General features: G+C 71.4%; 10 protein-coding genes and 1 CRISPR repeat array. All 10 genes read right to left on the bottom strand.

Features of this window, described 5'->3' with window-relative positions; genetic code table 11:
• Positions 1-5: 5 nt before the first annotated feature.
• Positions 6-1,559: direct repeats of the CRISPR family, unit length 29 nt; unit sequence CGGCTCACCTCCGCTCGCGCGGAGAGGAC.
• A gap of 18 nt (positions 1,560-1,577) precedes the next feature.
• Positions 1,578-1,889, bottom strand: a complete 312-nt coding sequence (gene cas2e / locus AB0N31_RS26295) for a type I-E CRISPR-associated endoribonuclease Cas2e (protein ID WP_366060894.1) — start codon at positions 1,887-1,889, stop codon at positions 1,578-1,580.
• A gap of 28 nt (positions 1,890-1,917) precedes the next feature.
• Positions 1,918-2,892: a type I-E CRISPR-associated endonuclease Cas1e gene (cas1e, locus tag AB0N31_RS26290; RefSeq protein WP_366060893.1), complete on the bottom strand. Its 975-nt coding sequence runs from the start codon at positions 2,890-2,892 to the stop codon at positions 1,918-1,920.
• Complete coding sequence (gene cas6e / locus AB0N31_RS26285) at positions 2,889-3,563, bottom strand: type I-E CRISPR-associated protein Cas6/Cse3/CasE (protein WP_366060892.1); 675 nt, start codon at positions 3,561-3,563, stop codon at positions 2,889-2,891. The genes cas1e and cas6e overlap by 4 nt, the downstream gene beginning before the upstream one ends.
• Positions 3,560-4,375: a type I-E CRISPR-associated protein Cas5/CasD gene (cas5e, locus tag AB0N31_RS26280; RefSeq protein WP_366060925.1), complete on the bottom strand. Its 816-nt coding sequence runs from the start codon at positions 4,373-4,375 to the stop codon at positions 3,560-3,562. The genes cas6e and cas5e overlap by 4 nt, the downstream gene beginning before the upstream one ends.
• 65 nt (positions 4,376-4,440) lie before the next feature.
• Positions 4,441-5,616: a type I-E CRISPR-associated protein Cas7/Cse4/CasC gene (gene cas7e, locus AB0N31_RS26275; RefSeq protein ID WP_366060924.1), complete on the bottom strand. Its 1,176-nt coding sequence runs from the start codon at positions 5,614-5,616 to the stop codon at positions 4,441-4,443.
• A 98-nt stretch (positions 5,617-5,714) separates the two neighbouring features.
• Positions 5,715-6,482: a type I-E CRISPR-associated protein Cse2/CasB gene (casB, locus tag AB0N31_RS26270; protein ID WP_366060891.1), complete on the bottom strand. Its 768-nt coding sequence runs from the start codon at positions 6,480-6,482 to the stop codon at positions 5,715-5,717.
• 28 nt (positions 6,483-6,510) lie between these two features.
• Positions 6,511-8,106 carry a type I-E CRISPR-associated protein Cse1/CasA gene (gene casA / locus AB0N31_RS26265; RefSeq protein WP_366060890.1) on the bottom strand — a complete coding sequence of 532 codons (1,596 nt, stop codon included), beginning with the start codon at positions 8,104-8,106 and terminating at the stop codon, positions 6,511-6,513.
• 193 nt (positions 8,107-8,299) lie between these two features.
• Positions 8,300-11,200 (bottom strand): CRISPR-associated endonuclease Cas3'', encoded by a 2,901-nt coding sequence (locus AB0N31_RS26260; protein ID WP_366060889.1) that lies wholly within the window; start codon positions 11,198-11,200, stop codon positions 8,300-8,302.
• A 132-nt stretch (positions 11,201-11,332) separates the two neighbouring features.
• Positions 11,333-12,001 (bottom strand): HNH endonuclease family protein, encoded by a 669-nt coding sequence (locus AB0N31_RS26255; RefSeq protein ID WP_366060888.1) that lies wholly within the window; start codon positions 11,999-12,001, stop codon positions 11,333-11,335.
• A 385-nt stretch (positions 12,002-12,386) separates the two neighbouring features.
• Positions 12,387-12,881 (bottom strand): lamin tail domain-containing protein, encoded by a 495-nt coding sequence (locus tag AB0N31_RS26250; RefSeq protein WP_366060887.1) that lies wholly within the window; start codon positions 12,879-12,881, stop codon positions 12,387-12,389.
• Positions 12,882-12,905 lie beyond the last annotated feature (24 nt).

The raw sequence follows: 12,905 nt of genomic DNA, 5'->3' as shown, positions 1-12,905 counted from the left end.
GTCTCCGGCTCACCTCCGCTCGCGCGGAGAGGACGCCATGGCCGCGTTCCGGGCCTCCGGCGTGAGCGGCTCACCTCCGCTCGCGCGGAGAGGACGCGCCGGTCAGCAGGACGCGCATGTCTGTCTCCGGCTCACCTCCGCTCGCGCGGAGAGGACGCCATGGCCGCGTTCCGGGCCTCCGGCGTGAGCGGCTCACCTCCGCTCGCGCGGAGAGGACGTCATCTGCTGGGGGACCGGTGCGGAGTACGGCGGCTCACCTCCGCTTGCGCGGAGAGGACACCGCGATGTGGGCGTCCTGCGCGGCCGTGATCGGCTCACCTCCGCTCGCGCGGAGAGGACCTCACCGGCAGGTTCAGGAAGTACCTGCGGAACGGCTCACCTCCGCTCGCGCGGAGAGGACTTCGGCTTGCCGGGGGTGGGCTTGGGCGCGGGCGGCTCACCTCCGCTCGCGCGGAGAGGACAGGCCGCCATACGCCTCCCGCCACCTGAACGCCGGCTCACCTCCGCTCGCGCGGAGAGGACATGTTCGGGGCGGACGTCTTAGCGGGACGCCACGGCTCACCTCCGCTCGCGCGGAGAGGACGCATCCGCCGGCATCGGGGACGGCTCGGCCGACGGCTCACCTCCGCTCGCGCGGAGAGGACCGCGACGGTCGCCGCTGCTGGACCTGCCGCCACGGCTCACCTCCGCTCGCGCGGAGAGGACTCATCCGGGGCATCGACGAGTCGACGGCGAAACGGCTCACCTCCGCTCGCGCGGAGAGGACTCCAGCTTGTACGTCTCGACGAGGTCGGTGGCCGGCTCACCTCCGCTCGCGCGGAGAGGACCGGGCCCGGGGTCCGGGCGCTCACGCGGTGACCGGCTCACCTCCGCTCGCGCGGAGAGGACTCCGGCGGGTACAGGGCCAACTCGCCCTGGGTCGGCTCACCTCCGCTCGCGCGGAGAGGACATCCGCATGCTGACCAGCGTTGCGGGCGAGGGCGGCTCACCTCCGCTCGCGCGGAGAGGACTTCATCGCCCGGTCGAAGGGCTCGGGCCGCGGCGGCTCACCTCCGCTCGCGCGGAGAGGACCCGAGCCGGGGAACGAAGCCGCGGGCCTACTGCGGCTCACCTCCGCTCGCGCGGAGAGGACGTCATGCGAAACCGGACGGGCCTGATGGTGTTCGGCTCACCTCCGCTCGCGCGGAGAGGACACCAACGTCAACGCGCAGATCCGGTACGACGATGGCTCACCTCCGCTCGCGCGGAGAGGACACGACGACGACGCGGTCCGCCTGCGGCACGTTCGGCTCACCTCCGCTCGCGCGGAGAGGACAGTGGCGGCCGGGGTGCCCGAAGATGATCGGGCGGCTCACCTCCGCTCGCGCGGAGAGGACCGATCGACCTGGCCACCACCAGCGGCAAGCGCCGGCTCACCTCCGCTCGCGCGGAGAGGACCGGGGGCAGTAACCGGCGGGAGCGAGTTAGTGCGGCTCACCTCCGCTCGCGCGGAGAGGACGCTGCCGAGTTCGGAGAGGAGACCTTCCTCGTCGGCTCACCTCCGCTCGCGCGGAGAGGACCCTTTTTGACCTGCGGTGTTAGAAGTGGTTTGCGGTTTCTTGACCTTCGCTCGTGAACGTGATGAGGGTCAAGCCGTCGAAGTCGATGGGGTTGCGGCGTTGTTCTCCGGCTGTGCGGAGTTCGAAGCCTTGCTCGTTGTCGCTGGGGTAGGCGAGGACTGCGGTGCCGTTGCCGACGCAGGCGGTGACGGAGGCCCAGAGTTCGTCGCGTACGCGGGCGGAGACGGTGCCGATGTACAGCTCTGGGGTGACTTCGAGGAGCCAGCGGGTGAGGGCGCCGCGGAGGTGGTCGGGGACGGCGGTGGTGGCCAGGACGGTCATTGCGGCCATGTGTGCCGTGCCTTGTGGTGGAGGGGGTTCACAGTGCGTCTCCGTGGTTGGTGCCTCCGGGCAGGGCGCCGGCTACGGGGTCCCACAGGTCGACGAGTTCTTCTTCCGGGTCGGGTTCTTCGCGGTCGCTGTCGGGGTCCAGGAGGGTCTGGATGTCGTGGACGATGCTCGGCAGGAGCCGGAAGAGGCGCAGGCCGTCGCGGAAGGAGCGGCGGGCCTCGGCCTCGGGGTTGGGGGAGGCGTTGAGGGAGAAGGCCAGCGGGATGGTGAGTTCGGCTTTGTAGAGGTCGGCTATGTCGTAGACGAAGGCCTGCTGGTTTCCGTTGTGGACGTATCCCAGGGCGGGTGAGCAGCCGAGGGCGAGGATGGCTGCGTGGACTATGCCGTAGAGGCAGGTGTTCGCTGAGGACAGGGCGAGGTTGACGGGGTCCTGGGTGTCCCACTGTGCGGGGTCGTAGGCGCGGCGGAAGCGGCCGATCTTGTACTGCTGGGCGAGGAGCCGGTACTGGGCCTTGACGCGCTGGCCTTCCATGCCGCGCAGCTGTGCCAGGGAGGTACCGGGCGGTACCGAACCTTTGCCGAAGCGTCGCTCGTACATGGCGGTGGCGACGGCGAGCCGTCGGTCGTCGTCGGCCCAGGAGCGGGCCTGGCGCTCGAGCCAGGCGGTGGTGAGGGAGGCCGGCTGGGTTGCGGCGTAGCAGCGGACACCGCCCGATCCGGTGACGACCACGGTGGTGCCGTGGCGGGCGAGGGTGGCCAGGGCGCGGGCGGTGATGGAGGTGCCGGGGCCGAGGAGGACGCAGCTGAGGGCGGCGGTCGGCAGGTAGACGGTCTCCCTGCCTCGCCGGTCGCTGGTCACCTCGGCCAGGACGCCGGTGTCGTCCTGGAGGACGCGGACGACGTCCAGGTAGAGGAAGGACAGGGAGTCGGCGAAGCGGGGCAGCATGGCCACCGTGGGGGCGGCGAGTCTGCGGCGGCCGGGATGGGTGACAGGCGCGGTCATGGAGTGCTGGTGCTTTCGCGGGTGGGGGCGAGGGTGAGGAGGCCGCAGCCGTAGGCTTTTCCGCGGCCGATTCCGTCGGTGAGTTTCGCCCGGAGGTGGTCGGGGTCGATGACGGTGGCGGTGCCGTCGAAGCGGGTGCGGGCGTGCCGGATCCGCTGCTGGCCGGTGCCGGGTTTGCCGCGGACGCCGGTGGCGCTGTCGAGGGGCTGGGAGTGCAGGGTCAGTACTTTCAGGCCGGCGGTGTCGGCCTGCCGCATCCACCACTCGTCGGCGTGGGCGCCGGTGAGGGGGACGACGGCGGGCAGGTTGTACAGGGAGCGGGTGGTGGCGCCGGGTTTGCGGACGGGGCTGGCCACGCAGCGGAAGTGGACGTTGATCCCGGGGCGCAGTGCGGCGAGGAGGGGGCTGAGGTCGCGGGTGATGGCGGTGGCGTAGGTGTGGGGCAGGCGGTTCAGGTCGGGCTGGTGGGTGGACTGCATGAGGATGCAGGGGCCGGTGGGGGAGTCGTCTGTGCGGTGGAGGATGCCCAGGGCGGCGCGGGGGTCGGGTCCGGCTTCGTCGGGGAAGAGCGACATGAGCCGGCGGTGGAGGTGGACGGCGTCGCCGAGGTCGCGGCGGGCGTCGCGGGAGGCGGGGTGGGGGGTGATCCGGGTCAGCCAGACATTGTTCATGGACGGCTTCCCTCGTGGGTGTCGAAGTGGTCGCGGCTGTAGGTGCTGAGGGCGTGGAGGTAGTCGGTGCCCAGGCCGCCCCACTGCTGTGAGGGCGGGGTGATGGTGCGCCGGTAGAGGGGGCGGGCCCGGTAGGTGCGCCGCTTGGGGTGGTAGGTGACGGGCTGGTCGTTGAGGCGGGTGGTGGGGTGGGCGGCTTCGGCCGGGTCGGAGCTGGGGGTGTCCTGGGGCAGCGGCAGCTGGTTCAGGGGGTGGTCGGAGAGGAAGTCGACTGTGCGGGGCGTGGTGCCGGGGTGGGGGGCCGGGGCGGCGAGCGGCAGGCGCACCAGGTGGTGCAGGGCGTTTTCGGTGAGGGCGAGGAACAGTGGTCCGGTGGGCGGGCAGGCCCGCCGGCCCAGGAACAGCGGCCACTTGGGGGTGCGCAGTGCGTGGGCGCATGCGGTGAGCAGGGGTGTTGGGGTGGGGCTGGTCACGGCGACGGTGAAGGCGGCGTCGGCGAGGTAGTAGCGGTGGGAGAGCAAGGTGGTGGTGTCCCCGGAGCGTTTTTTGCCCTGGGCGGTGGTGACGGTGGCGGCGGCGGGCAGGCCGCCGCCGACGGTGTGCAGGTCGCGCAGGAGGACGCCGGGCCGGTCCACGCGGACGGTGATGTGGAGCTGGGCGAGGTCGTCGATGGGCTTTTCGCGGCTGCGGCCGAGCGCTGCGGCGAGGAGTCCGAGGATGCCGGAGCGGGTCGGGAAGGCTGCGGTGTCGCGCTGGTTGAAGTGGCTGTGGTGGCCCCAGGACTGCAGGGGGCCGGCGCAGTGCAGCAGCAGCCCAGCCGCCGGGGTGCCTGCCCCGGAGGCGGTGTCCGGGGCGGGCGCGGGGTGGGGGGTCGTGCTCACGCGGCGGCTCCGGGCGCGGTGGTGGTGAACGCGCTCTGGACGGCGGAGGCGATCAGGTGGTTCAGGCTGGTGTGGCGCTCGCCCAGGCCGTGGTGGCCCTTGGGGTCGAGGCCGGCCCAGCCGGTGTGCAGGATGGCGGAGGTGCCCATGAAGGAGTTCACGGCCTCGGCGTAGGCGGACAGGGTGTCGCGGGAGGCGGCCGCGTAGCCGCCGTCGCCGGCCGCCTGTACCGGCTTTTCGAAGGCCGCGGCGAGGGAGAGGGGCCGGTCGCCGCGGACGGTGAGGTGGACCAGGTCCGGCACGGTGTGCGGGGCGGTGGAGTTCTTCTTCGCCTGCGGCAGGGAGGCGACGAAGGCGTGCAGGAACGCCTCGGCCAGCTCGCGGGCGGCCGCCAGGTCGCCGCCGAGGTTGTCGGCGAGTTCGGCCAGGTCCACGGTGGCGTAGCGGTAGAAGGTGCCGGCGCTGAACTCGGCGTGACCCATGTGGGCGCTGCCGGTGGTGTCGTTCCAGGCGGCGGTGACGTCGTCGACGGCGGAGAAGTAGTCGATCTCGACGTCGGTCTGGTGGGTCGTCATGGCGTGGGCGACCTGGACGGCGCCGTCGACACCGGCGTCGTCGACCTCGGCGAGCATCCGGCCGAAGAGGTTGATGACGCCGTTGCGGGACCGCAGGATCGCCGTCACCTCCTCCTTGGGCAGGATGCTCTTGTCGGTGGCCTTCTTGATGTCCTTCGCGCTCTCCAGCTCGGCCCGCCTGGCCTCGGCCAGGTCGGCGAGCTCGGCGACGGCGCTCTGCGGGACGTAGACCATCGCGTTGCCGATCACCTTGTTGGCCTGGACCTGCTTGTCCTTCTCCTCCACCTCGAACTTGATGCCGCTGGCGGCCGCCAGGTGCGCGCCGGCCCGCGCGGCCAGGTCCTCGGGCCAGCCGCGCTCTTCGGCCAGCAGGCGGCTGACGCGCTCCCCGATCCGGCGGGTGCGCAGCGCCGCCTGGCCGACGCGCTGCTCGAAGTCGAGACGGACGGCCCGCTTCCAGCACTGGCTGGACACGCGGGTGCGCAGCACGCCCCCGTACTGGACGGTTTTGACCGAGTTGGTGTCGTCCCGGTTGAGGTTGGCGAACGGCACGGTCTGCAGGACGTGGACGCAGATGAAGCGGGCGGGCGGCTTCACGGACATGGGAATTCCTCCAGGCACAGCGATGGGTGGTCAGGTGCGGTCATGACGACCAGTGCCGGCCGGTACCGGCCGGCACTGGTCGGCGTGGTGGATCAGGTGCCGTCGGCGTTCTCGGGCTCCAGGTTGTCGGCCTGGTCGCGCAGGCGGCGCTCTTCCTCCTGCAGGCGGCGGTAGAAGTCCTGCAGCCAGCGGCGGGTGATCCGGCCGGAGTACCGCTGCCAGTCGACGAGGTCCTGCAGCAGCCGTGCCCAGTCCACGGGCACGTCCAGGGACCGCAGGTAGCGGACCGAGGCCGGCAGGTGCCGGTGCACCCCCGGCACGCCCTGCTTGCACAGCAGGTTCAGGCGGCTCTCCGCGGTCCCGCGTCGCATCTTGCGCTCGTGGCCGGGGCTGCGCACGACGGCCAGCGCGAAGGACGCGCCGAGACTGGTGCCGTAGTCCCTTTCCCCGCCCGGGGCCTTGTCCTTGGCGGCGGGATCCGGCTCGGCCTCGGCCGCCGGCCCGGCGCTCTCCTCGCCGGACACCACGCCCCCGGTGCCGGCACCCGCACTGGCACCGGTGGGTGGGGTGGTGGGTTCGCGGCGCGCCTGCTCGGCGATCATCGCGGCGACGGCGTAGTACGCCCGCTGGGTGTCCTCGGACACGTGGTGCGGCACCAGGTGGGCGATGACGCGGTGCATCCGCGGAACCGAGTCCAGGTTCCGGCGGATGCCGGACCGCAGGGCGCTGCGCGCGCCCGGGTCACCCGCGCACGTGGCCTGCACGGCCTGGGTGAAGGTGCGGTAGCGGTCCAGACGGGTGGGTTCCTCGCCGGGACGCGGGGCCGGGACCGCCACGGCGGGCGGGGCTTGTGTGCTCACCAGGATCTCCTTTGGATCGCGGGCTGGTTCATGTGGCGGAGCTCGCGCTGGGCTTGCGGGGGCGGGGATCGCCGAACAGTTCGACGCGGGCCTCCTCCACGGCCCGGGCGCCGCGCTGGGTGCGTGTCACCGGCGTGGTGACCTCGTCGTAGGCACGGACCGCGAGATGCAGGAACGCCTTGCGCGCCGCTTGGGCGTCGAGGCCCCCGTCCAGGGAGGTCCCGGTGCGGTCCAGCAGACCAAAGCGGGTCCAGAACTCGGCCTCGGCCGCCGGCCAGTACCGGGCGGCCCCTTGGTGGGCCCAGGCCTCGGCGCTGTCTTTCTGGTCGTTGACGTAGGCCCGCCAGGCCCGGCGCAAGGCGCGGTCCAGGCGCCGGCCGAACTGCTCTCCCATTGCCCGCAGCCGTCCGACGGCGGGCCGGGTGCGGGCCGAGCGGCGCTCGGCGAAGGCGAGGACCGGCGGGGTCACCGAGTCGACGAACTGGGTGTCCTTGGCCTGCCCGTCCTGCTCGAAGCCCAGAGCGTGCACCCGCAGGTCCACGTCCAGCTCGATGGCCCACTCGAAGACCTTGGGCCGCCGTGGCTGTGCGACGCCGGGCGGGTCGATGAGCAGCAGCGCGTCCAGGTCCCGCCACAGTGCACGCTGCGAGTCTGCGGGCCGCGGGTAGACGTTGCCCTGCTTGCTGATCTGCCAGATCAGGTAGTCGTCCTGCGGCCGTATGCCGCGGCCCGTGCGGTAGGCCCAGGTGATGTAGGCGTCCCGCACCAGGGAAGTGTCGTCCTCGTCGGGCACCAGGAGCAGGGCGTGCATCGAGGCGGCGGTCAAGCGCGAGCACGGCCCCGCCAGGGCGGCCGGCGGACCGTCCGGGTCGGGAAGCTCCTCCCACTCCCACGGGCAGCGGTCCTGCTCCCGCTTGACGGCCTTGTCCGGCGGGACGAGCCCGGCCAGCAGCGTCTCGAAAAGGGTGGCCCCCTCGGGGTGGTAGGACAGGGCCGAACGCAGCGGGCCGGCCGTCGCGCTGGCGCTCTTCTGCCCGTTCACCTCCCGGGACGAGCAGCGGCCGGACGGGCCGTAGTAATGCCAGGTCAGCAGGTTGAGCAGAGCCTCCGAAGCGGACACAGGATCAGGGCGGCCGTCCAGGCTGTGACTCCACCAGGCGTGGTTGTTGCCGGACGGGCGCGTCACGACCAGCTTGTTCACCCCGGCCGTGCTGGCTGCATCGCACTGCTGCACCAGGCGCGGGTCCTGCATCCACGGCCGGCCCTCCGCCCCCGCCTCGAAGAGGAAGAAGCGGCTGCCGTAGATGGCGGCGTACTCCTCGATGCCCGCCGCCGGGAGCGCGCCCTCCTCCAGCAGCTCTTCCCGCCGCTCCAGCCACTCTTCGGGCCCCTCGCGCGCCTCGTCCAGCCCGGTGGCACGGGCGGTGAGCGCGTACAGGATCCGCAGCAGCGCCGAGTGCGCCGGCGCGTCGGCGACGGCCAGGCTCTCGATGGCGTGGCTGCGCAGCAGCAGTTCGCGAAAGCCGACCCTGGGCGGTAGTTCCTGCGCATCCTGCTGGCTGGCGTGCGGCGTCCAGCGCACGGGGATGAGGGGTTCGTACCAGATGTTCGTTGTCGCAGGCATGAGACTCCCGGGGCGATACACAATGAGGCTGGGGTCCCTGCGGGAGCGGGGGTGAGCCGACTGCCGCTCTCAGACGCGGACGCGTCACATCCCCCTGCCTGCGCAAGCAGGCGCTCTCCAAGTCCCCCCGGACTCCGTGGAGTTGAACCGTAGCGAAGACTGCAGCTCTCAGTAGAGCTTTCGTGCGGTTCGGTCATATCTGTTCAAGACCGACCTCCGAAATGGCGATCATCCGATCGCCGCGACGGCACACCCACCGGCCGTCGGAAGCTCTGGTCACCGGCAGCAGGACGACGTCCCGCAGCGCCGAGACCTTCCTCCACCGGGCAGGGTGGTCCTTCGCCGCGTCGCCGCCCCCACGCACCCACAGGCCGGGCACCGGGGCGGTGTGGGCGACCACGGCGGCCACGTCGTCCCGGCTCAGGGCCTTCGAACCCAGGCCGGGCACCGCGCCGCCCGAACCGTCAGAGCTGAGAGAAACCGACCCGTCCCCCTGCACGTACCCACACAGCACCCGGCCGGTGTCCGCCCCCAGCCGAGTGGTGAGCAACTCCTGCGTGACCCCTTCGAGCCGTCGGCTGATCAGGTGCAGCTGGCCCTCGATGTCCCCGGGACCCTTGATACCCACCATGGCGGCCAGATCGGCCTCCGCCATCTCGGACGCCATACGCCCCACGTCCAAGGACTCGAGCTCGCGCGCGACCGCCGCCTCGAGGCCCTCGACGAAGTCCGGCGCGTAGACGGCGTCCACCAGCTCCTGCACACCGTCCGGAACCACAATTTCCTCCGCGGCCCGTTCGGCCAGCAGCAAGGAGGTACGCAGGAGCAGGCTCACGTCGTAGACCGAACCCCAGGTCACCGGCTTGTCCGCCTTCTGCGCACGACGGAAGGGGTCAAGGACGACCAGCCTCGGCCGGTCCTCCGCCCGCGCCCACCGCGGCCGCCCGCCAGGCCCCCGGTGGTGGCGGCGGCCACGGCCCGCACGCTGCAGCAACTGCGCCAAAGGGGCCAGATCGCTGACGACCAGATCGAAATCAAGATCCAACGACTGCTCCACCACCTGCGTCGCGACCAGGATCGACGTCGGCCGCACCACCGGCGCCCCACCGGCCTGCGGCTTGCCGTACGCCGCCTCGCAGTCGGAGGTGATCTGCTGGCGGACGTTCGCCGGATACCGCGAATGCAGCAGCCGGATACCGCCCTCCCGCCGCGCCAGATCAGGAAAGGCGACGCACAGGTCCCGGTAGGTGGACTGGGCCTCCGCGACCGTCGTACAGCACACGAGAGCCGCTCCGCCCTCCTCCACGACCGGCCGCAGCTCCTCCCGCAGCGCCTCCCGCCGGCCACCGGACCGCGGCGGCACCACCGCCCCGTCGGCAACGTCCCAGGCCACCCGCCGCACCGCCACCTCCAGAGTGCGCGGGCGGCCACTGCTGGTCACCCGAGCAGCCGGCACCTCACCGGTGACCGCACTCGCATACAGCCACCCCGGGTAGCGCGCAGCGACAGCGACCGGCTCCAGAAAACCCGCACCCCGGCGGTAGGCGTTGACCAGCGACGCCGCGGTACTGCCGGTCAGCGTGGCCGACAACAGCACCACCGGCGAACGCAGCGCACCCAGCCACTCCAGCAGCGTGAGCAGCAGCTTGTGCATCCACGGCCCATAGGCGTGGGCCTCGTCGACGATGACGACCTTCTCGTGCAGACCGAACAACGGCAGCGCGTTGTACCGCAGAGGCAGCACCCCGCGCAGCACCTGGTCGACGGTCCCCACCGACAAAGGAGCAAGGAACCCCCGCCCCGGCCCGCGCAGCCAGGCGTCCGCCACCACCGCCGTCGCCTCATCCGCGCTGACCTCACCCGCCCGCCCCCGGCCGACCGCCACGCCCGCCGCGTCCTGGGCCGCCTGCCCGTACAGCGGGTTCAGCCAGGCCATGGAGTGCAGCAAGGTGAGCGCTCGCTCCCCGCCGAGCGAAGCCTCGGCGAACTTCCTCACCCGCCCGTACATCGCATCCGCGGTCGCCATGGTCGGCAGCGCCACATACATCCCCCGGGCCTCCGCCGCCCGGCCGAGAACGGAGGCGGCATACAGTGCCGCCTCCGTCTTCCCGTCACCGGTGGGCGCGGTCACCAGCACCAGCCCCGCACCATGCTCTGCGACCAGCCGCGGCAAACGCTCGACAAGATCCTTCTGCAGCGGGTTCGGGGAGAACGCAAACATCTCACCGAAGGACTCCGCCTCGAACGTGGCCCGCCCCAACTGCGCCTGAGCCACCAACCCCGGCGCGGCAGCGCACGCCCGCCGCCAATGCGCATCGACCTCTGCCGGCGTCCCCTGCCAGTCCCCGGCAGCCGGCTGGACGGCCTTGATGGCACCGATCTGGCTCGCCAGCCAGTCCGCCGTGACCACCAGACCCGTCAGCACCACCGCCATGTCCGCCGACAGCACACCCCCCGGCACCGCCTCCCCACCGCTCACCCGCCGCAACTCCTCGAAGTGCAGCCGCCGCTGCCGTGCCCAGCCCGCCTCCCCAAGCCCCGGCTGGTACTGACTCGGCACCCGCAACTGCGCCGCAGACAGCTTGGCCCCGAACACCCCATGGTGTCCCCCCAGCAGCTGGCCCACCCAGTGAGCCACCGGCGCCTTCGCTCCCCCCACCCCGGAAGCAGCCCGTCGGACCGGATAGCCCTCCTCCGCCAGCAGCGTGGCAAGAGACCAATGCGTCGCCATCTCGTGCCGAAACCCCCGGTCCCGCTCGGTACCCGGCGCGAAAAGATAGGCCGCATCGGCACGCACCTTCTCGAACAGCGACGCCACCTGCGCCTGAAAGACCGGCGTGATCTTCCCCAGATCGTGAAGGCCCGCCCACAACGACAGCACCGTCCGGCAGTCCTTCACCTCCAAAGCCAGCTGCTCGGCGAACCGCTCCCGCGCACGGGCGGACAGCAACACGTCCCACAGCACGCCGAAGACCGCGGCGACGTCCAGCAGGTGGCACATCACCGGATACGCGTGCTCGAGACCGTGCTCCTTGCCCCAGAGCCTGGGATCAGGACAGGCACAGACTCGCGAGACTTCCTGATGCTTCGTCACAGAGGCACTGCTATCAGGGCCCACTGACAACAGGTTCCGACCAGCCAGAACACTGACTACGCGAGGGCGCCAGGCTGGAGGCTCTGCTTGCTCGGTGCGATATGTCCAGCCGAGCCAGCGCGTGAGCCACCCCTACGCCGCAGGGGTGTAGGTGACGGCGGTGTCGCCGCAGCCGGTGGCGAGTTCGGTGAGCCGGTCGTGTTCGTTCTGGTCGGCGGTGAGGTTCCAGCGCAGTTTCGTCGCGGTCCATTCGGCCACGTACCGGCACACCGCGTCCGGGGCCGGGGGCAGCCACTGGGCGGGGTCCTGGTCGGCCTTGCTGCGGTTGGAGCGAGCGGTGACGGCGACGAGGCTGGTTTCCTGTCCGAGGTCATTGGCGTAGGCCTCGCGCCGGGCAGCGGTCCAGGCGAAGGCGCCGGAGTCCCAGGCCTCGGCGAGGGGCACCATGTGGTCGATGTCGAGGCCGGAGGGGTCGGTGACGGCGGTGTCGTCGTAGTAGGAGAACCAGCTCCCTCCGGTGAGTGCGCAGCGGGCGCCGACGGTGGGGGCGGTGACGGCCTCGGCGAGGAGGACTTCGCCGCGGGTGTTGCAGCCGTCGGTGGGGTCGGCGCCGGCGTTCCAGTGGCGGAAGGCGTCACGGGTGTAGCCGTCGCGGGACTCACCGGCGAGGGGCAGAGTGGCGACGGCGTCGGTGAGCGGCAGCACGACGGGCTCGGCGGCCACCGCGTGCGCGGGGCCAGCGGCGAGCGACGCCAGAGCGAGACAAGAGGCGGCGAGAACGCGCGCAAGGGTGTTGATCACGGAATCTGGATAGCGGGCCACATGGGTGGCGTTCGGCGGGTTCGGCCCGCAGATCATCCGCGAGGGTGACCGCATTCACCCGAGCACCGCCTTGTCTCCCGGAGTGCTCCGTCGTCTTTCGCTGACGTGGCCAGGGCTGCTCCTTTTCTTCAGGGAACGGCTCTGGCCGCGGCTGGCCTGGCGGAGGTTCAGATGTTCTGGCGCAGCTCAACGAGGTGCACGTGGGCGAACCATGTCTCGTCATCGACGCCGCAACCGGACCAACGCCACCGCCCGCGCCTCCCGGACGCCGCCCGCCGCTCATGCGCAGGAGCCGGGTGGAACGCGTGTGCCCTCCGCCCGGTTGTCCCGGGGGAGGGCACACGTGTTCGCCGGAGGCGGGCTGTCAGCCGTGGTAGTTGATGTAGCCGTTGCCGTCGGCGTCGTTGGCGCGCTTGGTGTAGGAGTGGACGTCGGCGCGCGCTCCGGTGGGCTTGATCAGGTAAATGGTGTCCTTGTCGTTGTTCCAGATGAAGTTGCAGTTCTGGCGGTAGACGACATTGGAGGCGTCGGAGTCGGTGCCGCGCCCGCCGCGGAGCTTGACGTAGTCGCCGGGCTCGAGGGTGTGGTTGGCGGGGAAGGTGAACCTGTTGCCGGCGGCGTCCTTGACGACGTACCCCTTGAGGTTGACCTTCGAGGACCTCGAGTAGTTCTTGATCGTCAGGTACTCGTCCTTGGTGTTCCCGCCCGAGCAGCGGTTGGAGTCCGAGCCGGGGGCGTCGTACTGGACGCCCTTAACCTTGAGCGCGGACGAGTACTCAGTGGCCTGGGCCGGTCCTGCGGTGACGGCGGCGACCGAGACGGCCGCGGCGACGGCGGCCAGCGCGTGACGCATGCGCATGAGGATTCCCCCCTCAGTGGTGCG

This window comes from Streptomyces sp. NPDC051051 (assembly GCF_040682975.1).
Taxonomy (GTDB): domain Bacteria; phylum Actinomycetota; class Actinomycetes; order Streptomycetales; family Streptomycetaceae; genus Streptomyces.
The sequence above is the reverse complement of the archived record's forward strand: the minus strand, read 5'-3'. Positions and strand labels throughout refer to the sequence as shown.

Coding starts and splice junctions, on each gene's coding strand:
- AB0N31_RS26250 (WP_366060887.1), bottom strand. CDS start 12,881: ATGCGCATGCGTCACGCGCTGGCCGCCGTCGCCGCGGCCGTCTCGGTC.
- cas2e (WP_366060894.1), bottom strand. CDS start 1,889: ATGGCCGCAATGACCGTCCTGGCCACCACCGCCGTCCCCGACCACCTC.
- casA (WP_366060890.1), bottom strand. CDS start 8,106: ATGCCTGCGACAACGAACATCTGGTACGAACCCCTCATCCCCGTGCGC.
- cas1e (WP_366060893.1), bottom strand. CDS start 2,892: ATGACCGCGCCTGTCACCCATCCCGGCCGCCGCAGACTCGCCGCCCCC.
- cas6e (WP_366060892.1), bottom strand. CDS start 3,563: ATGAACAATGTCTGGCTGACCCGGATCACCCCCCACCCCGCCTCCCGC.